This window comes from Thermithiobacillus tepidarius DSM 3134, assembly GCF_000423825.1.
Lineage (GTDB): Bacteria > Pseudomonadota > Gammaproteobacteria > Acidithiobacillales > Thermithiobacillaceae > Thermithiobacillus > Thermithiobacillus tepidarius.
The window spans coordinates 40,252-63,031 of sequence record NZ_AUIS01000011.1; the positions used below are offsets into that span (position 1 = coordinate 40,252).

The window sequence follows — 22,780 nt, forward strand, 5'->3', positions numbered from 1 at the left end:
GTCCCTGTTACCCGTGATCGCGATGAAGGTCCCGGTCGCGCGCGCCGGCCAACGAGGTGAGCACTGCCATGCGGATGGCCAGGCCATGGGTCACCTGCGGCAGGATCACCGCGCGCGGGCCGTCGGCCACCACCGAGTCGATTTCCACGCCGCGGTTCATGGGTCCCGGATGCAGGACGATGGCGTCCGGATCGGCCCGCTCCAGGCGCTTGTCCGTCAGGCCGTACTGCCGGAAGTACTCGTTGGAGCTGGGCAGCAGATTGGCCTCCATGCGTTCCTGCTGCAGGCGCAGCATGGTCACCACGTCCACCCCCTCCAGGCCCTCGTCCAGGTCATGGAAGACTCGCACGCCCAGGTGCTCCACGGCGGCGGGCAGCAGGGTCTTGGGCGCGACCACGCGGATGTCGGGGCAGCCCAGGATGCTGAGGGCATGGATCTGGGAGCGCGCCACCCGGGAATGGAGGATGTCGCCGACGATTGCCACCTTCAGCTGATCGACGGGACCCTTGTGGCGCAGGATGGTGAAGACGTCCAGCAGGCCCTGGGTGGGATGGGCGTGGCGGCCGTCGCCGGCGTTGACCACCCAGGCGTCCTGATCCACGTGGCGGGCGACCAGGTGAGCCGCGCCCGCTTCGCTGTGGCGCATGACGAAGCCGTCCACGTGCATGGCCATGAGATTGTCGATGGTGTCCAGCAGGGATTCGCCCTTGTTGTGGCTGCTGGTGGCCACGTTGATGTTGAGCACGTCCGCGCTCAGGCGCTTGGCAGCCAGCTCGAAGGTGGTGCGGGTGCGCGTGCTGCTCTCGAAGAAGAGGTTCACCACGGTCTTGCCGCGCAGGGTGGGCGTTTTCTTGACCGCGCGCTCGCCGATCTGCAGAAAGGATTCGGCGGTGTTGAGGATTTCCAGCAGGATGCGCTCGGGCAGGCCCTCGATGCTCAGCAGGTGGCCCAGGCGGCCGTCGGGCCGGAGCTGGGGGTTGCCGCCCCCCAGGCGCGGGAAGGCCGGACTCATGCCTTGTGCTCCGTCGCGCCGCGGGTGACGAGCTGCAGGGGCGCGGGGCCGGTCAGTTTGATCTGGGCGCCTGCGGCCAGGCGCCGATGCAAGCCGACCACGTCCGCCTGGATCGGCAGTTCGCGCCCGTCGCGGTCCACCAGCACGGCCAGGACGATGCGGGCCGGGCGGCCGTAGTCGAAGATCTCGTTCAGAGCGGCGCGAATGGTGCGGCCGGTATGCAGCACGTCATCCACCAGGATGATCACCCGGTTGTCCACGTCGAAGGGGATGTGGGAGGCGCGCACCTCCGGATGCAGGCCGATGCGGGTGAAGTCGTCCCGGTAGAAGGAGATGTCCACCTGCCCCAGCTCCGTTTCCAGCCCCAGCCGCTGGTGCAGGGCCTGGGCCACCCAGACGCCGCCCGTATAGATGCCCACCATGGCCGCGTCCTCGGCGAGCAGCGGGCGCAACTGCGCCGCCATCTGATCCAGAATGGGTTCGATCTCAGGGCTGTCGTTCATTCCCTCGTCTCCGGTCCGCAACTGCGCTGGGCAAGAAAGGTGGCGAGAATCTGCTCGGCCGCCGTCTGGTCGAGGAGTTTAGCACGTTTGGCGGCGGACAATCCGCTCTCGCGCAGGTCCTGCTCCGCCGCGAAGCTGCTCAGGCGTTCGTCGACCCAGTAGAGGTGCCGGTGGTAGCGCCCGGCCAGGCGATTGCCGAAGCGCCGCGCCAGCGGCGTCACGGGGCCGGGACTGCCGTCCATGTTGAGCGGCAGGCCCACCACCAGGGCGTCGGGCTCCCAGGCGGCAACGAGCTGGTCCAGGACCTGCCAGTCGGGGCCGCCAGGGCCGTTGCGCACGGTGCTCAGGCCCTGGGCCCCCGTGCCGATGGCGCTGGCGAAGGCCACGCCGATGCGGCGGGTGCCGAAATCGAAGCCCATGAAGCGCTGGTGCTTGGCCAGCGGAGCATTCATGAATGCACCTGATGTGGCGGGCTGTCGCTCAGGCATGCCCCGCTGTGTCCGACAGCAGCAGGGGGTCCACGCCGATGGCTTTGGCGGCGGCCTCCCAGCGGTGGTCCACCGCATCCTCGAAGAGGATCTGCGTCTGCGCCGGGCCGTGCAGCCAGGCATTTTCCTTGATCTCGTCCTCCAGCTGCCCGGCCCCCCAGCCGGCATAGCCCAGCGCCAGCAGAAAGCGGCTGGGACCGCGTTGCCGGGCGATGGCTTCGAGGATGTCCCTGGAGGTGCTCAGGCCGATGGACTCGCTGACCGGCAAGGTCGAGTTCCACGACCCCAGCGGCTCGTGCAGCAGGAAGCCGCGATCCGTCTGCACCGGCCCGCCCCAGTGCACCGGCAGGACACTGGTGCTGAAGCTGCCTTCGCCCATCTGCAGCTGGCTGAGCACGTCTCCGACGGTCAGGTCCAGCAGGCGATTGATCACGATGCCCATGGCGCCTTCGGCATTGTGCTCGCAGATGTAGGTCACCGTGTGGCTGAAATTGGGATCCGCCAAGCGCGGCATGGCGATGAGAAAGTGGTTTTTCAAGGATGCGAAGGACATAGTGCGGCCCGTCCTCTGGCTGGAGCGCTGTTGCGCGAGCGGGTTTGCTTAAATTGAACCATGTTTGGCGCGCGGGGCCAAGTCGCTCGGCGGCGAGCAGGCCGCAAGGGCGGACAGGCTGGCGACGGCTCGCCCGGGACAGCGGCATGCGTGCCCACCTCATTTCAGGCGATTGTTGGCAAAATTCCAGGTTCGCACGATGTGCAGCACGTCCACTTCCCGACGCATGTCCTCGGGAAAAGGGCTGTAGGGGGCGCCGAGGCGGACGATGCGCTTGGCGGCTTCGTCCAGGACCGGCGAGCCGGAGGAGCGCTGCACTTCGATGTCGGCGATGCTGCCGTCGGGTCGCAGGGCCACGTCCAGCACCAGGCTGCCCGCCAAGCCCTGGGCGCGGGCTTCCTCCGGGTAGTTCAGGTTGCCGATGCGTTCCACCTTGAGGCGCCAAGCCTCCATGTAGGCGGCATAGCGGTATTCGCGGGTGGAGGAATCGATGACCTTCTCCCGCAGCGGCTGCCGGTTGCCGGAGCGGCGCATCTCCTGCTCGAGCCGGGCAATGTCCAGGTTGGGGTTCAAGGGCAGGGCGGGCGACGTGGTGCTTGTGTCTGCCGGGGGTGCGTCAGCGGCCGGGGGGCGCGCTGCCGGTGCTTGCTGGCGCTGGGCACGCAGGCTGCTTTCCGTGTCTGCTTCCGCCCGGCGCGGCGGCTGGGCTTCCGGCGCGGACGGGGTGGGGCTGGCCGGCGGGCGCGCTGGCGGCTCGCGGCCGGCTGCGCCGCGGCCCTGGTGGTTGGCCTGGCTGAGCAGATCCGCCTGGGCCGGGGTTTTCTCCGCTTTCGGCAGCGGCGCCAGCACGATCTCGATGGCCTCCGGCTGCGATGGGCGCTTGTCCGGCAGGCGCTGCTGGAAGCCGATGCCGAGCAGGATGAAAAGATGCACGATGGCGGACAGCAGCAGCCAGGGAAACAGCCGGTCGGCATGGTCGCGGAAAAGTTGGAGCAGGTTCAGGGTCATGGCTGCGGCGCGCTCTCCAGGCGCGTGAGGATCCAGTGGGCGATCAGGCCGTTGCCGATGCCGAAGAAGAGGGCGGCGGCCAGCAGCGGCGGCAAGAGCCAGAATACACCCGGATGCTGGATGAAGACGAGATAGGCCGTAACGAACTGGGCGCCGATGTTGGCCAGCGCGGCCAGCAGGGAAAAGCCGACCGGCCCGAAGCCGCGCCCCGGCAGATACTGGGCGGGAAAGAGCACGAGCAGGCTGCCGAGCGCGCCGGACAGGCTGAGCCAGAAGGTCGGGCTGAACAGGGTGCCCAGGAGCAGGGCGCTGACCAGCACGCGCAACAGGCTGACCCAGGCGGCGGCGGCGAAGCCGTAGCGGCCCAGGGCGACGATGACCACGATGTTGGCCAGTCCCGGCTTCAGGCCGGGCAGCAGCGGCGGCAGGGCGCTTTCGATGATGTGCAGGGAGACCGCCAGGGCGGTCAACCGGGCGATGCGGGCGTCGCCGCCGTCCGGCAGGGCCGCCAGGTTGAGGCGCTCACTCGGCGATGGCATCGAAGTCCTTGCCGTCTCCGCCGGCATCGCCGGGAATCAGCACCAGCACGTGGTTGGGCACGCAGGCAGCGCTGTCGTGGGCGTGGGCGAGCCAGCCGGCGCGGATGCACTGCTTGCCCTGGCAGGGGCTGGACAATACCCGCGCTTGACCGTCGCGGATCTCCACCACGGTGTCGCCGAGCGGGCCCGGCACGTGGATGCGGCGCTCCTGCGCCAGGGGAAGCTCGGCCAGCAGGGTGCGATCCTGGAAGATCTGCACCGTGCGGCCGGCCGCACGACTCTGGGTGATCCACAGCGCCAGCGGCAGCAGGAGACACAGGGCCAGAATCAATGCGCGGTCGGCCGGCGTGGTGGCGTCGCGGAGCCACTGGAGTGCGGGCATGGTCAGGCGGCCGGGCGCTTGGTTTGGCGCGGAGCGGACAGATCCCGGACCTGGGCGCGCACGCCGGGCGCCAGTTCGAGCAGCGGCTGCAGCGCGGGCGTGACCCAGACCTGACCGCTGTCCTCCACCACCAGCACCTTGTCCACGCCGAGTGCCCGAGCCACCTGCGGCCACTGACGGGGGCCGGCGACGAACAGGGCGGTGGAAGCGGCGTCGCCCAGGGTGGCGTTGTCGGTGACCACGGTGACGGAGATCAGGCCGCGGGCCGGCGCGCCGCTGCGCGGGTGCAGGATATGGTGAAAGCGCTGGCCCTGGTGGATGAAATAGCGCTCGTAGTCGCCCGAGGTGAGCACGCTCATGTCGCCCTGGTTGCGGATGGCGGCGATGGTGCCGTCGCCGCGCGGCGCGCGGATGCCGATGCGCCAGGGGCTGTCGCCCTTGCTGCCCAGCACCCGCAGGTTGCCGCCCAGATTGACGATGGCATTCTCGATGCCGGCACGCTCCAGCTGCGCCACCACCCGGTCGACGGCATAGCCCTTGGCGATGGCGCCGAAGTCCAGGGTCAAGGTCGGGGTGTCGGTGCGGGCCATCAACCCGTGCTGCGGATCCCGGCGCAGTTGCAGATGCTTGACCCCGATGCCCTGGCGCAGGAGGGCGGTGATGCGGGACGGGATCGGCGGGGCGCGCTCGATGCCCGGCTCCGGCGCTTCGCGGAAGCCCCACAGCGCGGTCAGCTCCCCCAGGCCGGGATCGAAGTTGCCTCGGCTGGCGCGGCTGAGGCGGAGGGCTTCCAGGAGCAGCGGCTGCAGGTCGGCGGGCACCGGCACCCACTGGCGCGTGTGCAGGGCCTGGTTGAAGCGGGCCAGGGTGGCGTCCGGCGTCCAGGGGTGCCAAATGTGATTGATCTCGTCCAGGGTGCGGAACGCGGCTTGCAGGGCGGCATCCGTGGCCGTGTTGCGCGGCGCATAGACGGTGATGGTCGCCAGGGTGCCCATGACCAGGCCCTGTTGGCTCTGCACCTGCTGCGCCTGCCGGCAGCCGCCGAGCAGCGCGGCGAAGAGCAGGAGGGGCAGCAGGGCGAAAACGCGAGGCTTCATGCGGCGCTCAGCTCAGGCGCGCCTCGATGACGTCGAAGAGCCGGGCGCAGACGTTGGTCTTGAAGAAGCGGTCGATCTCCTGCACGCCCGTGGGGCTCGTCACGTTGATCTCGGTGAGATGGCCGCCGATCACGTCCAGGCCGACGAAGACGAGCCCGTCCTGGCGCAGGCGCGGTCCCACCCGGGCGCAGATCTCCCGGTCGCGCGGCGTGAGCTCGGCGGGCTGGGCGCTGGCGCCGGCCACCATGTTGCCGCGGAAGTCGTCGGCTGCCGGCACGCGCAGCAGCGCCCCGGCGATCGGCTCGCCGTCGACCATGAGGATGCGCTTGTCGCCGTCGCGCACGGCGGGGATGTAGCGCTGCGCCATGACGTAGTGCCGGCCGGTGCCGGTCACCGTCTCCAGGATGCTGCCGACGTTGCGGTCGCCGGTGTGCAGATAAAAGACGCCCTCGCCGCCGCGGCCGTAGAGCGGCTTGACCACGACCTCGCCTTCCTCGGCCAGGAATTCCCGCAGCTGCGGGATGTGGCGGCTGACCAGGGTGCGCGGCATGAGCTCGGGGAAGTGCAGGGCATAGAGCTTCTCGTTGGCGTTGCGCAAGCTGACCGGATCGTTGATGACCCAGGTGCCGGCGTGCTCCAGCAGATAGCTGGCGAAGATGTAGTCCATGTCGAAGGGCGGGTCCTTGCGCATCAGCAGCGCGTCCATCTCCGCCAGCGGCCGGTGGGCGGGCTCGCCGAGCTGATAGTGGGCACCCGGCTCGCGCTTGACGGTCACCGGCCGCAGGCGCCCCCAGGCCTTGCCGTCGCGCACCGACAGGTCGGCCAACTCCAGGTAGTGGCAGCGATGGCCGCGCGCCTGGGCCTCCAGGAGCATGGCGAAGGTGCTGTCCTTGTGGATGTTGATGCCCCCGATGGGGTCCATGAGAAAGGCGATGTCGAGTGGGCGCATGGTCTCAGAAGGGTTGGGCCTTGTGCATTTCCGCCAATTCCCGCGCCGCCGCCACCAGGGCCAGGCGCGCGATGACGCCGTAGGCGTAGAAGCGGTTGGGGCAGTCGTCGGGCTGGCCCTGGGGGTTGGGCAGCACGCAGCTCTGGGCGAAGGCCAGCGGTTCGAAGTGCATGCCGGGGGCGTTCAGGTTTTCCTCGTCGGTGCGCTGGGTGTGCACCCGATAGAAGCCGCCCACCACTTGGCTGTCGATCATGTAGACCACCGGCTCCGCGACGGCGCCCTCGATGGTCTCGAAGGTGAAAACCCCTTCCTGGATGATGACGTCGCTGACGCTGGCGCCCTCCTTGACCGTGGCCATCTTGGTGCGCTGCTTGCGGTTGAGGTCGCGCAGCTCCTCGCCGCTCTTGACCATCATGATGCCCATGCCGTAGGTGCCGGCATCCGCCTTCACCACCACGAAGGGGTCGCGGGTCACGCCGTGCTCGCGGTACTTCTCGCGGATGATGTCCAGGGTCTCGTCCACGTTCTTGACCAGGCAGTCCAGCCCGCTCTTCTTCATGAAGTCGATGCGGTCGCACTTGCGGAATTCGGGGTCGATGGCCCAGGCATCGATCTCCAGCAGGGCCGCCAGCTCCTTGGCGGCGGCGCGGTAGTGGGCGAAGTGCATGGATTTGCGCCGCGTGCTCCAGCCGGCCAGCAGGGGCGGGGCGATGGGCTGCTCCAGGTTCTCCAGGATCTCGGGCCGCCCGCCGGAGAGGTCGTTGTTGAGCAGAATGAGTTCCGGCTCGAAGCCGTCGGTCCGCAGGCGCCGTCCCTCGCGGACCAATGGCTCCTGCACCAGCCGGTTCCCGGAAGGCAGCTCGAAGGCCGTCGGGGCGCTCACCTCGGGCGACAGGCTGCCCACGCGCACGTCCAGGCCGGCCAGCTCCAGCAGGCGCTTCAGCTGGAAGACGTTCTCCAGATAGAAGAGGTTGCGGGTATGGCTCTCCGGAATCAGCAGCAGCCGCTCCAGACCCGGATTGGTGCGCGCGATGTAGTTCTGGATGGCGGCCACGCACAGGGGATGAAACTCGGCGCCCAGATTGTTGAAGCCCGCCGGAAAGAGATTGGTATCCACCGGCGCCAGCTTGAAGCCGGCGTTGCGCAAATCCACCGAGGCGTAGAAGGGCGGCGGCGTGGCGCGCCATTGGCAACGGAACCAGTGCTCGATGCGGGCCTGGTGGGACAGCATCTGTTGTTCCAATTCGTGCAGCGGCCCGACCATGGCCGTCGTCAGGTGGGGCACGTTAGGCAGCATTTCCGGCATAGGCGAATAACCCCGAATTCTTGTTCAAGCAACCTTAGCAGATGTCCGGTTCCGGCGCACCTTACCAGTCGCCCCATAAAGCCTGCAACGCGGCCAGGGCGGCGACCCCGGCGGTTTCCGTGCGCAGCACCCGCGGGCCCAGGCGCAGCGGCCGGAAGCCCGCGGCTTCGGCGGCGGCGATCTCCGCCGCACTCAGCCCGCCTTCCGGCCCGATGAGCAGGGTCACGGGCGCGTCCGGGCGACCGAGATCGCGCAGCCCGGCGGCGGCCTGGCCGTGAAGCACCAGGCGCAGCCCGGCGGTGGCCTGGGTCAGCGCCTGGGCGAAATCGACGGGCGGCAGCACGGGCGGCACCCGATTGCGGCCGCACTGCTCGCAGGCGGACACGGCGATCTCCTGCCAGTGGGCCCGCCGCCGCTCGCGCTTGTCGGCGTCCAGGCGCACCACCGTCGCGGCGCAGAACACCGGCTGGATGCCGGCGACCCCCAGTTCGACCGCCTTTTGCACGGTGTAGTCCATGCGCTCGCCCTTGGAGATGCCGGCCAGCAGATGGACGGCGAGCGGCGACTCGCGATCCGCCGGCCGGCAGTCGGTGATGCGCAGGCGTGCCGCCCGCGGGTCCGCCGTGTCCAGTATCGCCGCGTATTCCCGGTTGTCGCCGTTGAAGAGGGTGACCGGAGCGCCCGGGCCCTGGCGCAGCACCCGCACCAGGTGGTTGCTGGCGGCGGGCGGGAGCACGGTTTCGCCGGAAACGGTCAGGGGTTCGGGGGTGTGGATCCGAATGGTGCGCATGGCGGGAATTTAACATACACGCCCGCACACGGTAAGCCGCGACGGGGCTCCGGCCATGGTCGGACTGCAGCGGCTGACGGCCATCGTTCCCTTGAGCCCGGTCGCTGATGCGGTTAGATTAACTGCAAGCACCGGTGTACCGGCGGTCGACGTTTCTTCATTTCGCAAAAAGGGAAGCCCATGGTCAGTTTGGTTACGCCGCCCGGCGAGCTCGGTATGCTCGCCCCGGATTTCGATCTGCCCGGCGTGGACGGGCGCCGCTACACCCTGGCGGACTTTGCCGGCGCCAAGGCGCTCCTGGTGATGTTTATCTGCAATCACTGCCCCTACGTCAAGGCCATCGAGGACCGCATCATCCGCGACGCGCGCGAGCTGGCGGCGCACGGCGTGTCGAGCGTGGCCATCAGTGCCAACGACCCCAGCGACTATCCCGAGGACAGCTTCGAGAGCATGGCGCGCCGCGCCCGCGAGAAAGCCTATCCCTTCCCTTACCTCTTCGACGAGAGCCAGGCGGTGGCCAAGGCCTACGGCGCGGTGTGCACGCCGGACTTCTTCGGCTTCGATGCGCGGCGGCGCCTGCAGTACCGCGGGCGCCTGGACGCCTCGCGCAAGGAAACGGTGCCGGATGCCCCGCGCGACCTGTTCCAGGCCATGCTGCAGATCGCCGAGACCGGCCGTGGCCCCGAACAGCAGTGGCCCAGCATGGGCTGCTCCATCAAGTGGCGCGAGGAGCATGGTGCGTGAGGATTGCCGCCGCCCGCCCGTCTGGGCCGAACGCCCCGGCCGCGTGGCGTCATGGATCTACAACAAGGCGCACCTGCTGCTGGCGCGCCAGGAGGCGCCGGTCTACGTGCCGTTGCGCTACATCAGCCTGATGGCCATTCTCGACCCTCACGAGTGGGTATTCTGCGATTACATCGGCGGCCGCGTGGCGGTGACGGTATGGCACCATTTCGATCCGCACGTGCGCCAGTCCCTGGAGGAGCCGGTGCCTTGCCGGATGGATCTCTTCGGCCCGGAGGGCGAAGCGGTCCTGAAGCGCCTGCCCATGGAATTCGCGCGCGGCCTGGACGCCGCGCTGGCCAAGCTGCCGCACGCCGGGGAGGCGGCGGTCGTTCCCCTGAAGAGGTCCCATGAGCCATCCGATCCATCCTGAAGCGGTGTCCGTCAATCCGGAGCGCGTCGGCGAGCTGTTGCGCCAGGCGGCGCGCGAGTGCGTTATGCCCCACTACCGCCAGGTGGAAGGCGCCCACAAGCCGGACGGCAGCATCGTCACCGCCGCCGATATCGCGTGTCAGCACTTCCTCGCCCAGGCCTTGGCCGCCGAGTACCCCGACATCGTGCTCTTTGGCGAGGAAATGGAGGCGGGCGAGCAGGACCGCGTGCTGCGGGCGGGCAGGGGGCGCGCGCTCTGGTTTCTCGATCCCATCGACGGCACCAGCAACTTCGCCGCCGGCATCCCCATCTTCGGCACCTCCCTGGCGCTGGTGGTGCAGGGCGAGGCCCGCTACGGCTGGGTCTACGATCCCCTGCGGGACGAGCTCTTCTTCGCCGCCCGCGGCCAGGGCGCCTGGGTCAACGGCGAGCGCCTGCGCCGCAAGGCGGGCCCAGCCCTGGGCAGGGCGGTGAGCGTCGTCGATCTCAAGCGCCTGCCCCAGCCGTTGCTGCAGCGCCTGGCGGTCGACATGCCTTTCCACAGCCAGCGCAGCTTCGGTTCCGCCGTCATCGAATGGTGCTGGCTCGCGGCCGGGCGTTACCACTTCTATGTCCATGGCGGGCAGCAATTGTGGGACTGGGCGGCCGGCCTGCTGATCCTGCAGGAGGCCGGCGGCGTTGCCCAGAACCTGCAGGGCGGGGAGCTGGATCTGACCCGCCACGCCAGCCAGTCCGTGCTTGCTTGTCTTGATCCGCAGCTGCTGCAGGCGTGGCGGGAGTGGCTGGGGGAGGGGGCGGCGAGCATGGGACAATGAGGCGGCATCGGCATGGCCCCTCACTGCCTGCCGGCCCCGAACGGGCGCCCGGCGTCTCCCCTCCGCTGTCGCCGCGCAGGCCACCGCCGTCAATAAGTATTCGGTAAATTTTTCTTGCAAAACCACCCTGGTTTTGCTTTATTCTTGGCGGTTGAAAACATAAGCGCGCCCGACCCGCGAGGGGCGGGCGCGTGCCTTCATTGAGGACGAAACATGGCGAATATTCAAGACTTGACCCTCCCCCTCGTTGCCGTAACCGAAGCCGCCGCCCGCGGGGCCAGCGGCTGGATCGGCCGCGGCCAGAAGGAAACCGGCGACGGCGCCGCCGTGGACGCCATGCGCGCGGCCATGCAGGCCGTTCCCATGCGCGGCGTGGTGGTGATCGGCGAGGGCGAGAAGGACGAGGCCCCCATGCTCTACAACGGCGAAGCCGTGGGCAGCGGGCAGGGGCCCGAAGTGGATATCGCCGTGGACCCGGTCGAAGGCACCAGCTTCCTCGCCAACGGCATGCCCGGCTCCATCTGCGTCCTGGCCGCCGCCCCCAAGGGCAGCATGTTCCGCCCAGGCCCGGCCTTCTACATGGACAAGCTGGTGGTGCCGCCGGCCGCCAAGGGCAAGATCGATCCGGCGGCACCCCTGAAGGACAAGCTGGCGGCTTTGGCCCGCGCCCTGGGCAAGGAGGTCTCCGAGTTGGTGGTCTTCCTGCTGAAGAAGCCTCGCCACGAGCAGCTGATCGCCGAAATCCAGGCCGCCGGCGCCATGGTGCGCCTGCAGACCGACGGTGACGTGAGCGGCGGCATCATGGCGACCCTGGGCGACAAGGTGGATGCCATGATGGGCATCGGCGGCACGCCCGAGGGCGTGATCACCGCCTGCGCCGCCAAGGCCCTGGGCGCCGACATGTTCGGCAGCCTGGCGCCCCAGAAGCCCGACGAGGCCGAGGCGGTGCGCGCCGCCGGTCTCACGCCCGGCAAGTGGCTGGGCCTCAATGATCTGGTCAGCGGCGACGACGTGCTTTTCGTGGCGACCGGCCTGACCTCCGGCGACATCCTGAGCGGTGTGCAGAAGAGCGGCGGCAGCGTGACCACCGAGACCCTGGTCATCGCCGGCCACGACGGCAGCCTGCGGCGCATTTTCACCCGTACGCGCCAAGCCTGAAGCTTCGTGCCGGCGCGCAGCGGCGCCCGACCTTGTGCACCATGTGGCTGTGGAATGCGCAGGGGCGGCGTGCCGCAACAGCCGGAATTTTGGACAAAAGCGAGCCGTTGCGCCTCGCGCGGCGATCGCCCGAGGCGTTGCCGGCGCCGCGGCGGCGCCCCGGATCGCGCCCAGGCCTCCAGCGGACGGACAGCGGGCGCCCACTTGCGTCGAGGGCATCCCCCCGCCGGCTCTGGCCCGACCAGTTTTCTTTCTTTCATTTTAGCCGCGCCGCTGGCGAGTGCGATAAGCCTTTAGGAGATTAGCACCATGACCGTTACCCGTACCGATCTTGCCAACGCCATTCGGGCCCTCAGCATGGACGCCGTGCAGGCGGCCAAGTCCGGCCACCCCGGCATGCCCATGGGCATGGCCGACATCGCCGAAGTCCTCTGGAACGACTTCCTGGTGCACAATCCCAAGGATCCCGGCTGGATCAACCGTGACCGCTTCATGCTGTCCAACGGCCACGGCTCCATGCTGCATTACTCCTTGCTGCACCTCTCCGGCTACGACCTGCCCATCGAGGAGCTGAAAAACTTCCGCCAATGGGGCAGCAAGACGCCCGGCCATCCCGAGTACGGCTACACGGCCGGCGTCGAGACGACCACCGGCCCACTGGGCCAGGGTCTGGCCAACGGCGTCGGCATGGCGTTGGCCGAGCGCCTGCTGGCGGCGCGCTTCAACCGGCCGGGCCACGACGTCATCGATCACCACACCTACGTCTTCCTCGGCGACGGCTGCCTCATGGAGGGCATCTCCCATGAAGCCTGCTCCCTGGCCGGCACTTGGAAGCTGGGCAAGCTGATCTGCTTCTACGACGACAACGGCATCTCCATCGACGGCCACCTGGAGCCCTGGTTCACCGACGACACCGCCAAGCGCTTCGAGGCCTACGGCTGGCAGGTGGTCGGCCCGGTGGACGGCCACGATCCCGAGGCGATCAAGGCGGCCACCGAGGCGGCCCGCGCCGAACAGCACAAGCCCAGCCTGATCATCTGCAAGACCATCATCGGCCATGGCTCGCCCAATCTGGCCGGCACCCACGACTGCCACGGCGCCCCCCTGGGCGAGAACGAGATCTGCCTGACCCGCGAGAACATCGGCTGGCCGCATGAGCCCTTTTCCGTGCCCGAAGAGGTCTACGCCGGCTGGGATGCCCGCGGCAAGGGCGAGGCGGCGCAGAGCGCCTGGAACCACAAGTTCAAGGCCTACAAGGAGGCCTATCCCGAGGATGCGGCCGAGCTGGAACGCCGCATGCGCGGCGAGCTGCCGGCTGGCTGGAACGACACGGTCAAGGCGCTGATCGACGGCCTGCGCCAGGAGAAGCCCAACATCGCCACCCGCGTGGCCTCCGGCAAGGCCATCAACGCCATCGCCCCGACCCTGCCCGAGATCGTCGGCGGTTCCGCCGACCTCACGCCGTCCAACAACACCATCTGGAAGGGCGCGACCGAGCTGGTGCCGCCGCTGATCAGCGGCAACTACATCCACTACGGCGTGCGCGAGTTCGGCATGGCCACGGTCATGAACGGCCTGTCCCTGCACGGCGGCTTCCTGCCCTTCGGCGGTACCTTCCTGATCTTCTCCGACTATGCCCGCAACGCGATCCGCATGTCGGCCCTGATGCATCAGCGGGTGATCTACGTGCTGACCCACGACTCCATCGGCCTGGGCGAGGACGGCCCCACCCACCAGCCGATCGAGCAGGTCAACAGCCTGCGCCTGATTCCCAACATGACGCTCTGGCGTCCCTGCGACGCGGTGGAGACCGCCGTGGCCTGGACGCAATCGGTGGAAAACCGCAAGGGCCCGAGCTGCCTCATCCTGAGCCGTCAGAACCTGCCCGCCCAGAACCACACGGACGAGACCGTGGCCGGCATCGCCAAGGGCGGCTACATCCTGTCCGAGGCGGCCAACGGCCAGCCCGAGGGCGTGATCATCGCCACCGGCTCCGAGGTGGCCCTGGCCATGGGCGCCCAAGCCAAGCTGGCCGAGCAGGGCAAGCACGTGCGCGTGGTGTCCATGCCTTCGCTGGAGGTCTTCGAGAAGCAGGACGCCGCCTACAAGGAAAGCGTGCTGCCCGCCAAGCTCACCAAGCGCCTGGCCGTCGAGGCCGGCTCCACCGGCCTCTGGTACAAGTACGTGGGCCTGAACGGCGCCGTCGTTGGCCTCGACCGCTTCGGCGAGTCCGCGCCCGCTCCGGTGCTCTTCGACAAGTTCGGCTTCACCGTGGACAACGTGGTGGCCCGCTATCAGGCGCTCTGATTTTTCGTGACGCGCGGCTAGTGAAGCGCGGCCGGGAAATTCCGGCGCGCTTCACGAATCGCGCCTCGCCCAAGGATTCTTTCACCAGCCTTTGAGGAGACTGCAAAATGGCACTTCGTGTAGCGATCAACGGTTATGGCCGCATCGGCCGCAACGTCCTGCGTGCGATCTATGAGAACAACCGCACCGACAAGATCCAGATCGTCGCCATCAACGACCTGGGCAGCCCGGAGACCAACGCCCACCTGACCCAGTACGACTCCGTGCACGGCCGCTTCCCCGGCAGCGTGATCGTCGACGGCGACACCATGCTGGTCAACGGCGATAAGATCAAGGTGCTGGCCGAGCGCGATCCCGCCAAGCTGCCCTGGGGCGACCTGGGTGTGGACGTGGTGATGGAGTGCACCGGCTTCTTCACCAAGCGCGACATGGCGGCCAAACACCTGGAAGGCGGCGCCAAGAAGGTGCTGATCTCCGCCCCCGCCGACGGTGAGGACATCACGGTCGTTTACGGTGTGAACCATGACAAGCTGGATCCCGCCAAGCACGTCATCGTCTCCAACGCTTCCTGCACCACCAACTGCCTGGCGCCCTTCGCCAAGGTGCTGCACGAGACCGTCGGCATCAAGCACGGCTTGATGACCACCGTGCACAGCTACACCAACGACCAGGTGCTGCTGGACGTCTATCACAAGGATCTGCGCCGCGCCCGCTCCGCGACCCAGAGCATGATCCCGACCTCCACCGGCGCCGCCAAGGCCGTGGGCCTGGTGCTGCCCGAGCTGTCCGGCCGTCTGGACGGCTTCGCCATGCGCGTGCCCACCCCCAACGTGTCCGTAGTCGACCTCGTCTTCGAAGCCGAGCGCAACACCACCAAGGAAGAGATCAACGCCGCAGTGAAGGCCGCCGCCGAAGGCGCCATGCTGGGCGTGCTGGGCTACAACGACAAGCCGCTGGTGTCCGTGGACTTCAACCACGACTCCCGCTCCTCCATCTTCGAGGCGACCCTGACCAAGGTCATGCAGGGCAACATGGTCAAGGTGCTGTCCTGGTACGACAACGAGTGGGGCTTCTCCAACCGCATGGCCGACACCGCCCTGGCCATGATGGGTCTGCCCCGCTGAGACGCACGGGCGGCGCTTGCGCCGCCCTCTTTTTACCAGGATTTGAGGAGAGAACCATGAAAGTCATCCGGATGACCGATCTCGACCTGGCCGGCAAGCGCGTGCTGATCCGCGAGGATCTGAACGTGCCGCAGGACGACAATGGCAACGTCACCGACGACACCCGCATTCGCGCCAGTCTGCCCACCATCAAGCATGCCATGGCGGCGGGTGCCAAGGTCATGCTCATGTCCCACCTGGGTCGTCCCAAGGAAGGGGAGTACGACGAGAAAGCCAGCCTCAAGCCCATTGCCGAGCACTTGGGCAAACTGCTGGGCAAGCCCGTGAAGCTGGTCAAGGACTGGCTTGCCAGCGGCAAGGGCGAGCTCGAGCAGCTGCAGAACGGCGACGTGGTGGTGCTGGAAAATGTACGTTTCAACAAGGGCGAGGGCAAGGACGACGAAGGCCTGTCCCGGCAGATGGCTGCCCTGTGCGACGTCTACGTGATGGACGCCTTCGGCACCGCCCATCGCGCCCAGGCCAGCACCCATGGCGTGGCCCGTTTCGCCCCCATCGCGGCGGCCGGTCCTTTGCTCGTGAAAGAGCTGGAAGCCCTGGGCAAGGCCCTGGAAAGCCCGGCTCGGCCCATGGTGGCCATCGTCGCCGGCTCCAAGGTATCTACCAAGCTGACCATCCTGAAGAGCCTGGCCGAGAAGGTCGACCAGCTCATCGTCGGCGGCGGCATCGCCAACACCTTCATCCTGGCGGCCGGCCACAAGGTGGGCAAGTCCCTGGTGGAGGCGGATCTGGTGGGCGAGGCGCAAGCCATTGCCGATGCCGCCAAGGCCAAGGGCGGCAACGTGCCGGTACCCGTCGATGTGGTGGTGGCCAAAGAGTTCTCCGCCACGGCCCAGGCGCGCACTTGTGACGTCGCCGACGTGCAGGACGACGAGATGATCCTGGACATCGGTCCCAAGACCGCCGACATGCTTGCCGACATCTTGAAGAAGGCCGGTACCATCGTCTGGAACGGCCCGGTGGGCGTGTTCGAGTTCGACAATTTCGCCAAGGGTACCGAGGCCATGGCCAAGGCCATTGCCGAAAGCCCGGCCTTCTCCATTGCCGGCGGCGGCGACACCATCGCAGCCATCAACAAGTTCGGCATCGAGGATAAGGTCTCCTATATCAGCACCGGCGGCGGTGCCTTCCTGGAGTTCCTGGAAGGCAAGGTGCTGCCGGCGGTGGCCGTCCTCGAAGAGCGCGCCAAGGAGCATAAGGCTTGAGACGTCGCACCAAGATCGTAGCAACGCTGGGCCCGGCCAGCTCGGACGAAAAGACCATCGACCGGCTGATCGAGGCTGGCGTGGACGTGGTCCGGCTGAACTTCTCCCACGGCACCGCCGAGGACCACATCAAGCGGGCCGAGCTGGTGCGCAGCAGGGCGCGCGCCCACGGCCGCGCCGTGGGGGTCCTGGCGGATATGCAGGGGCCCAAAATCCGCATCGGCAAGTTCAAAGACGGCAAGATCCAGCTCAAGGAGGGCGAGCCCTTCATTCTGGACGTGGAGTGCGAGCTGGGTGACGAATCCCGCGTGGGCGTCACCTATCCCAACCTCCCCGGCGACGTGGAGCGGGGCGCGACCCTGCTCCTCAACGACGGCATGATCGTGCTGTGGGTGGACAAGGTGGTCGGCAAGCAGGTCCACACCCGCGTGGTGCAGGGCGGCGAGCTGTCCAACAACAAGGGCATCAACCGCGCCGGCGGCGGCCTGACCGCCCCGGCCCTGACCGCCAAGGACCGCGAGGACATCCAGACGGCCGCCAAGCTGGAAGCCGACTACGTGGCCATCTCCTTTCCCCGTTCCGCCGAGGACGTCCATGAGGCGCGGCGCCTGCTGCGCGCCGCCGGCGGGCACGGCGCGATCGTGGCCAAGATCGAGCGCGCCGAGGCCATCGAGGCGATCGAGGAGATCATCGATGCCACCGACGCCGTGATGGTGGCGCGCGGCGATCTGGGCGTGGAAATCGGCGACGCCGCGGTGCCGCCGGTGCAGAAGCGCATCATCCGTTTGGCGCGGGAGCGCAACAAGGTGGTGATCACGGCCACCCAGATGATGGAATCCATGATCACCAATCCCATCCCCACCCGCGCCGAGGTCTCGGACGTGGCCAACGCGGTGCTGGACGGCACCGATGCGGTCATGCTCTCGGCCGAGACCGCTTCCGGCAAGTATCCGGTGGAAGCGGTGGCGGCCATGGACCGGGTGTGCCGGGAGACGGAGCGGCAAGCCACCTGGGATCTGGACGAGGCCATCCTCGGCAACCGCTGGGAACGCATCGACGAGACCATCGCCGGTGCCAGCATCATTGCCGCCAGCCGGCTGGGGGCCACGGCCATCGCCGCCTTCACCGAAAGCGGCGCGACCACCCTGTGGATGTCGCGCGCCAACACCCACGTGCCCATTTACGCGCTGAGCCCGCAGGTGCATACCCGCCGCAAGGTCACCCTGTACCGCGGCGTGTACCCGGTCAACTTCCGCTTGAACCGCCATGACGACCCGGCCCAGGTGATGCGCGCCGCCGAGGACGAACTGCGGCGCCGCGGCACGGTGCGCGATGGCGACATCATCATCATCACCATCGGCGAGCCCATGGCCGCGCCGGGGGGCACCAACACCATGAAGATCGTCCGCGTGGGGGACCTGGCCCGGCGCGCGGAAATTGAGGGCGGGGCTCAGCCTTAAGCGGCTTTGCCCGGCCCCCGTTTATGTCTATAATCACCCAAATTCGCTCGTAGTATCATTATTTCAGGAGGCGTATATGGCGCTCATTTCGATGCGACAACTGCTGGACCACGCGGCGGAGCACGGCTACGGCATTCCCGCGTTCAACGTCAACAACATGGAGCAGATCCATGCCATCATGGAGGCGGCCAAGGAAGTGGACGCTCCCGTGATCCTGCAGGGTTCCGCGGGCGCCCGCAAGTATGCCGGTGAGCCCTTCCTGCGTCACCTCGTCATGGCTGCCGTGGAAATGTATCCCGACATTCCCGTTGCCATGCACCAGGACCACGGCGCCAGCCCGGCCGTGTGCATCCAGGCCATCCGCTCCGGTTTCACCAGCGTGATGATGGACGGCTCCCTGATGGAGGACGCCAAGACCCCCTCCACCTATGACTACAACGTGGCCGTGACCAGCAAGGTCGTGGAGATGGCCCACGCCGTCGGCGTGTCCGTGGAAGGCGAGCTGGGCTGCCTCGGTTCCCTGGAAAGCGGCATGGGCGAAAAGGAAGACGGCCATGGCGCCGAGGGCGTGCTGAGCCACGACCAGCTGCTGACCGACCCCGAGGAGGCCGCCCGCTTCGTGGCCGCCACCAAGGTGGACGCCCTGGCCATCGCGATCGGCACCAGCCACGGCGCCTACAAGTTCTCCCGCAAGCCCACGGGCGACATCCTGGCCATCGAGCGGGTCAAGGAGATCCACGCCCGCATCCCCGATACCCACCTGGTGATGCACGGCTCCTCCTCCGTGCCGCAGGAATGGCTGGACGTCATCAACGAGTTCGGCGGCGAGATGCCGCAGACCTACGGCGTGCCCGTCGAAGAGATTCAGCAGGGCATCAAGTTCGGCGTGCGCAAGGTCAACATCGACACCGACCTGCGCATGGCCATGACCGGCGCCATCCGCAAGCACCTGGCGCAGAACAAGAGCAACTTCGATCCCCGCAAGTTCCTGACGGAGGCCACCAAGGCGGCCAAGGCCATCTGCAAGGCCCGCTACGAGCAGTTCGGCACTGCCGGCAACGCCAGCAAGATCAAGGTCATTGCCATGGACGACATGGCCGCCCGCTACAAGAAGGGCGAGCTGGATCCGCGCGTGACCGGCGTGGATGCCGGCAAGCGCGCCGTCGCCAGCTGAACCCGATCCTGCCGCAGTTGAACGGCCGAGGCCCAACCCCGCGTTGGGCCTCGCTTTTGCACCACGAAGTGTTTTGCCCCGGGGCAGGCGTGCCTGTCCCGCCACAAGACACTTGCCAGCGAGGTTGACATGTCCAAGTTCAAGATTGCCCCTTCCATTCTTTCCGCCGACTTCGCCCGCCTGGGCGAGGAGGTGCGTGCCGTGGACGAGGCGGGTGCCGACTACATCCACGTGGACGTGATGGACAACCACTTCGTACCCAATTTGACCATTGGGCCCCTGGTGGCGGCAGCCATCCGGCCGCATACCAAAAAGCCTTTGGACGTGCACCTGATGATCGAGCCGGTGGACGCCATCATCCCCGAATTTGCCAAGGCCGGCGCGGACATCATCACCGTGCACCCGGAAGCGACCAGGCATCTCGATCGCACCGTGCAGCTCATCAAGAGCCTGGGCTGCAAAGCCGGCGTGTCCCTCAATCCGGCCACGCCCCTCAACGCCTTGGACTACATCCTGGAGAAGGTGGATCTGGTGCTGGTGATGAGCGTGAACCCCGGCTTCGGCGGGCAGAGCTTCATCGAGTACACCCTGCCCAAGATCGAGGCCATCCGCAAGCGCATCGACGCCCTGGGCAAGCCCATCGACCTGGAAGTGGACGGCGGCATCAAGGTGGACAACGTGCGGCGGGTCGCGGATGCGGGCGCCGACGTTTTCGTGGCCGGCAGCGCCATCTACAACACTCCCGACTACAAGGCCACCATCGCCGCCTTCCGCCAAGCCCTAGGAGAGTAAGCCATGGCAGCCGTGATGAAACCCCGCTTCCAGCCGCCCTTTGTCGCCCGCTCCGTGGTCATCGATCTGGATGGTACCCTCATCGACACCGCCGGCGATCTGGCCGCCGCCGCCAACCGCATGTTGGCCGAGCTCGGCCGACCGCAGGTTGAGCTGCCGATTATTCGCGGCTTCATCGGCAATGGCGTCAAGGAATTGGTGCGCCGCACCCTGCGTCTCATGGGCGAGCCGTCCAACGAGCTGGTGAACGAGGCTTTTACCATTTACATGAAGCATTACAGCGAGCATCTGCACGACAGCAGCCGGCCCTATCCGGGGGTGCTGGAGACCGTGGAAGCCCTGCAGCGACAGGGGCGGGTGCTCGGCTGCATCACCAACAAGCGCGACGAGCTGACCCAGCCGCTGCTGAAGGCGCTCGGCCTGCACCACTTCTTCGAGATCATCCTGGCGGGCGACACCCTGCCCAAGCGCAAGCCGGACCCGCTGCCGCTGCTGCACGCCAGCCAGGTGCTCGGCATCCCGGTGGAGGAGATGCTGCTGGTGGGCGACTCCCGCAACGATACCGAAGCCGCCTTCGGCGCCGGCATGCCGGTGGCGTGCGTCACCTACGGCTACAACGGCGATCAGGACGTGCGCGAGCTGAATCCCGACGCCGTCATCGAGCGCTTCGACGAACTTCCCGCTCTGCTGGCCTAAGAACTTGCTGCGCGCCTTTCCCTCCCAGCAGGAATTCGCCACCCTGGCGGCGGCGGGCTACAACCGCATCCCGCTGTGCCGGGAACTGCTGTCGGACCTGGATACCCCGCTGTCGGCCTACCTCAAGACGGCGGCGGGGCCTTATTCCTTCCTGCTGGAATCGGTGCAGGGCGGCGAGAAATGGGGCCGCTACTCCATCATCGGCCTGCCGGCCGCCGTGCGCGTGGAAATCGGCGGCGAGCGCTTCCAGGTCTTTCGCGATGACCGCTGCCTCATCGACGAGCGCGTCAGTGCGCCCCTGGAGCGGCTGCGCCGCTGGTGGAGCCAGTTCAGGAGCGCGCCCGTGGCCGGCCTGCCGCGCTTCAGCGGCGGGCTGGTGGGCTACTTCGGCTATGACATCGTCCGCTTCGTCGAGGAGTTGCCGGCGCCGCCCGCCGATGCCTTGGAGGTGCCCGACAGCATCCTGCTGCTGGCCGATGAGCTCCTGATCTTCGACAACCTGGCCGGACGCATCCTGCTGGTGACCCATGTGGACCCCGGCGAGAGCGGTGCCGAGCAGGCCTTTGCCGCCGGCCAGGCGCGCCTCGACCATCTGCACCGGCAGTTGCTGCAGCCGTTGCGTCTGCCGCCCAGCCGGCCGGCCCGGCAGCTGCTGGAGGCGGATTTCGTCTCCAGTTTCCCGCAGGCGGAATTCGAGGCCGCCGTGGCGCGCGCCCAGCGCTACATCCTGGACGGCGACATCATGCAGGTGGTGCTGTCCCAGCGCCTCAGCGCGCCCTACGCGGCCGCGCCGCTGGATCTCTACCGTGCCCTGCGCAGCCTCAATCCGTCCCCCTACATGTTCTTCCTGGACCTGGAGCGCTTCCAGGTGGTAGGCGCCTCGCCGGAGGTGTTGGCGCGCCTGGAGGACGGCGAGGTCACCGTGCGGCCCATCGCCGGCACGCGCCCGCGCGGCCGCACGCCCGCGGAGGATCAGGCCCTGGAACGCGAGCTGCTGGCCGACCCCAAGGAAATCGCCGAGCACCTGATGCTGCTGGACCTCGGCCGCAACGACGTCGGCCGGGTGGCGGAGACCGGTTCGGTGCGGGTGACCGACCAGATGGTGATCGAGCGCTACTCGCACGTGATGCACATCGTATCCAACGTCACCGGCCGCGTGCGCAAGGGGCTGGATGCCTTCGACGTGCTGGCCGCCACCTTCCCGGCGGGCACCGTCAGCGGGGCGCCCAAGGTGCGCGCCATGGAGATCATCGACGAATTGGAGCCCGTCAAGCGCGGCGTCTACGCCGGCGCCGTGGGCTACATCGGCTGGAACGGTAACATGGACACCGCCATCGCCATCCGCACGGCGGTCCTCAAGGACGGACGCATCCACGTGCAGGCCGGGGCCGGCATCGTGGCGGATTCCGTGCCCGCCAAGGAGTGGGAAGAGACCATGAACAAGGGCCGCGCCGCCCTGCGTGCCGCCCAGCTTGCCGCCGCCGGCTTGGATCGCTCGGAGCAGGCCTGAGCGCGAAATATGTGCGTGGAAAGCCGGCACACGTGTTAGAATGTGTCCAGGCGCCATTCTTCGGGTAATCCCATGCTGCTGATGATCGACAACTACGACAGCTTCACCTACAACCTGGTCCAGTACTTCGGCGAGCTGGGCGCGGAGGTGGCTGTCTACCGCAACGACAAGATCACGCTGGAGGCCATCGAGGAGATGGCGCCGGAGCGGATCGTCATCTCGCCCGGGCCCTGCACGCCCAACGAGGCGGGCATCTCCCTGGACGTGATCCGCCACTTCGGTGGGCGCCTGCCGCTGCTGGGTGTCTGCCTCGGGCACCAGGCCATCGGCCAAGCCTTCGGCGGCCGGGTGGTGCATGCCCAGCAGGTCATGCATGGCAAGGTCTCGGACATTTTTCATACCGGCGAAGGGGTGTTTCGCCACCTGCCCGATCCCTTCGAGGCGACGCGCTACCACTCGCTGGTGGTCGAGCGCGAGACGCTGCCGGACTGCCTGGAGATCACCGCCTGGACCGAGGAGGGCGAGATCATGGGCCTGCGCCACAGGTCGCTGTCCATCGAGGGCGTGCAGTTCCATCCCGAGTCCATCATGACCCGGCATGGCAAGGCACTTTTGAACAACTTTCTCCAGCAAGGGTGAAGCGGCGTGCCGTGAAATGTGAGGCCCGAAGTTGCGTGCTGCGCAGCTCGCGACCTGCCTT

General features: G+C 67.7%; 24 protein-coding genes. 13 read left to right on the plus strand and 11 right to left on the minus strand.

Annotated elements, in window-relative coordinates; all coding sequences use genetic code 11:
* Positions 1-7 precede the first annotated feature (7 nt).
* From G579_RS0107430 to G579_RS0107480, 11 genes are all read right to left on the minus strand, one after another.
* Entirely contained in the window at positions 8-1,012 is a 1,005-nt protein-coding gene (locus tag G579_RS0107430; protein ID WP_028989679.1) for an aspartate carbamoyltransferase catalytic subunit, read from the minus strand.
* Complete coding sequence (gene pyrR, locus G579_RS0107435) at positions 1,009-1,515, minus strand: bifunctional pyr operon transcriptional regulator/uracil phosphoribosyltransferase PyrR (protein ID WP_028989680.1); 507 nt, start codon at positions 1,513-1,515, stop codon at positions 1,009-1,011. Before pyrR ends, G579_RS0107430 begins: the two co-directional genes overlap by 4 nt.
* Entirely contained in the window at positions 1,512-1,967 is a 456-nt protein-coding gene (gene ruvX / locus G579_RS0107440) for a Holliday junction resolvase RuvX (protein WP_028989681.1), read from the minus strand. Before ruvX ends, pyrR begins: the two co-directional genes overlap by 4 nt.
* A 28-nt stretch (positions 1,968-1,995) precedes the next feature.
* Positions 1,996-2,556, minus strand: a complete 561-nt coding sequence (locus tag G579_RS0107445; protein ID WP_028989682.1) for a YqgE/AlgH family protein — start codon at positions 2,554-2,556, stop codon at positions 1,996-1,998.
* Between the two features lie 159 nt (positions 2,557-2,715).
* On the minus strand, positions 2,716-3,564 hold the full coding sequence (locus G579_RS0107450; RefSeq protein ID WP_051181104.1) for an energy transducer TonB: 849 nt from the start codon (positions 3,562-3,564) through the stop codon (positions 2,716-2,718).
* A complete protein-coding gene (locus tag G579_RS0107455) occupies positions 3,561-4,103 on the minus strand; it encodes a Gx transporter family protein (protein ID WP_051181106.1) in 543 nt (180 codons plus the stop codon). The genes G579_RS0107450 and G579_RS0107455 overlap by 4 nt, the downstream gene beginning before the upstream one ends.
* Positions 4,087-4,485: a NusG domain II-containing protein gene (locus G579_RS18230; RefSeq protein WP_051181108.1), complete on the minus strand. Its 399-nt coding sequence runs from the start codon at positions 4,483-4,485 to the stop codon at positions 4,087-4,089. The genes G579_RS0107455 and G579_RS18230 overlap by 17 nt, the downstream gene beginning before the upstream one ends.
* Before the next feature lie 2 nt (positions 4,486-4,487).
* Entirely contained in the window at positions 4,488-5,582 is a 1,095-nt protein-coding gene (locus G579_RS16485) for an FAD:protein FMN transferase (RefSeq protein ID WP_051181111.1), read from the minus strand.
* Positions 5,583-5,589: 7 nt separating this feature from the next.
* Entirely contained in the window at positions 5,590-6,531 is a 942-nt protein-coding gene (gene gshB / locus G579_RS0107470; protein ID WP_028989685.1) for a glutathione synthase, read from the minus strand.
* Between the two features lie 4 nt (positions 6,532-6,535).
* Entirely contained in the window at positions 6,536-7,816 is a 1,281-nt protein-coding gene (gene gshA / locus G579_RS0107475; protein ID WP_230973816.1) for a glutamate--cysteine ligase, read from the minus strand.
* An 82-nt stretch (positions 7,817-7,898) separates the two neighbouring features.
* Positions 7,899-8,627: a 16S rRNA (uracil(1498)-N(3))-methyltransferase gene (locus G579_RS0107480; RefSeq protein WP_028989687.1), complete on the minus strand. Its 729-nt coding sequence runs from the start codon at positions 8,625-8,627 to the stop codon at positions 7,899-7,901.
* A 180-nt stretch (positions 8,628-8,807) separates the two neighbouring features.
* On the opposite strand from G579_RS0107480, the gene G579_RS0107485 reads away from it, so the two are divergent.
* From G579_RS0107485 to G579_RS0107545, 13 genes are all read left to right on the plus strand, one after another.
* Entirely contained in the window at positions 8,808-9,371 is a 564-nt protein-coding gene (locus tag G579_RS0107485; RefSeq protein ID WP_028989688.1) for a thioredoxin family protein, read from the plus strand.
* Positions 9,361-9,783, plus strand: a complete 423-nt coding sequence (locus G579_RS16490) for a hypothetical protein (protein WP_051181113.1) — start codon at positions 9,361-9,363, stop codon at positions 9,781-9,783. The genes G579_RS0107485 and G579_RS16490 overlap by 11 nt, the downstream gene beginning before the upstream one ends.
* Positions 9,761-10,597, plus strand: a complete 837-nt coding sequence (locus G579_RS0107495) for an inositol monophosphatase family protein (protein ID WP_051181115.1) — start codon at positions 9,761-9,763, stop codon at positions 10,595-10,597. Before G579_RS16490 ends, G579_RS0107495 begins: the two co-directional genes overlap by 23 nt.
* Positions 10,598-10,810: 213 nt before the next feature.
* Positions 10,811-11,755 (plus strand): class II fructose-bisphosphatase, encoded by a 945-nt coding sequence (glpX, locus tag G579_RS0107500; protein WP_028989690.1) that lies wholly within the window; start codon positions 10,811-10,813, stop codon positions 11,753-11,755.
* A gap of 309 nt (positions 11,756-12,064) precedes the next feature.
* Complete coding sequence (tkt, locus tag G579_RS0107505) at positions 12,065-14,062, plus strand: transketolase (RefSeq protein WP_028989691.1); 1,998 nt, start codon at positions 12,065-12,067, stop codon at positions 14,060-14,062.
* 107 nt (positions 14,063-14,169) lie between these two features.
* Positions 14,170-15,186, plus strand: a complete 1,017-nt coding sequence (gene gap / locus G579_RS0107510) for a type I glyceraldehyde-3-phosphate dehydrogenase (RefSeq protein WP_028989692.1) — start codon at positions 14,170-14,172, stop codon at positions 15,184-15,186.
* A 56-nt stretch (positions 15,187-15,242) separates the two neighbouring features.
* Complete coding sequence (locus G579_RS0107515) at positions 15,243-16,448, plus strand: phosphoglycerate kinase (protein WP_028989693.1); 1,206 nt, start codon at positions 15,243-15,245, stop codon at positions 16,446-16,448.
* Positions 16,445-17,908, plus strand: coding sequence for a pyruvate kinase (gene pyk, locus G579_RS0107520; protein WP_028989694.1), 1,464 nt, complete (start codon positions 16,445-16,447; stop codon positions 17,906-17,908). Before G579_RS0107515 ends, pyk begins: the two co-directional genes overlap by 4 nt.
* A gap of 76 nt (positions 17,909-17,984) precedes the next feature.
* The gene (gene fba / locus G579_RS0107525; protein ID WP_028989695.1) at positions 17,985-19,082 is read left to right on the plus strand and encodes a class II fructose-bisphosphate aldolase; all 1,098 of its coding nucleotides are present in this window, start codon (positions 17,985-17,987) and stop codon (positions 19,080-19,082) included.
* A 129-nt stretch (positions 19,083-19,211) separates the two neighbouring features.
* The gene (gene rpe / locus G579_RS0107530; protein WP_028989696.1) at positions 19,212-19,874 is read left to right on the plus strand and encodes a ribulose-phosphate 3-epimerase; all 663 of its coding nucleotides are present in this window, start codon (positions 19,212-19,214) and stop codon (positions 19,872-19,874) included.
* Between the two features lie 3 nt (positions 19,875-19,877).
* A complete protein-coding gene (locus G579_RS0107535) occupies positions 19,878-20,570 on the plus strand; it encodes a phosphoglycolate phosphatase (protein WP_051181118.1) in 693 nt (230 codons plus the stop codon).
* Between the two features lie 4 nt (positions 20,571-20,574).
* On the plus strand, positions 20,575-22,080 hold the full coding sequence (gene trpE, locus G579_RS0107540) for an anthranilate synthase component I (protein ID WP_230973817.1): 1,506 nt from the start codon (positions 20,575-20,577) through the stop codon (positions 22,078-22,080).
* 72 nt (positions 22,081-22,152) lie between these two features.
* Positions 22,153-22,719, plus strand: a complete 567-nt coding sequence (locus tag G579_RS0107545) for an anthranilate synthase component II (RefSeq protein ID WP_028989699.1) — start codon at positions 22,153-22,155, stop codon at positions 22,717-22,719.
* Positions 22,720-22,780 lie beyond the last annotated feature (61 nt).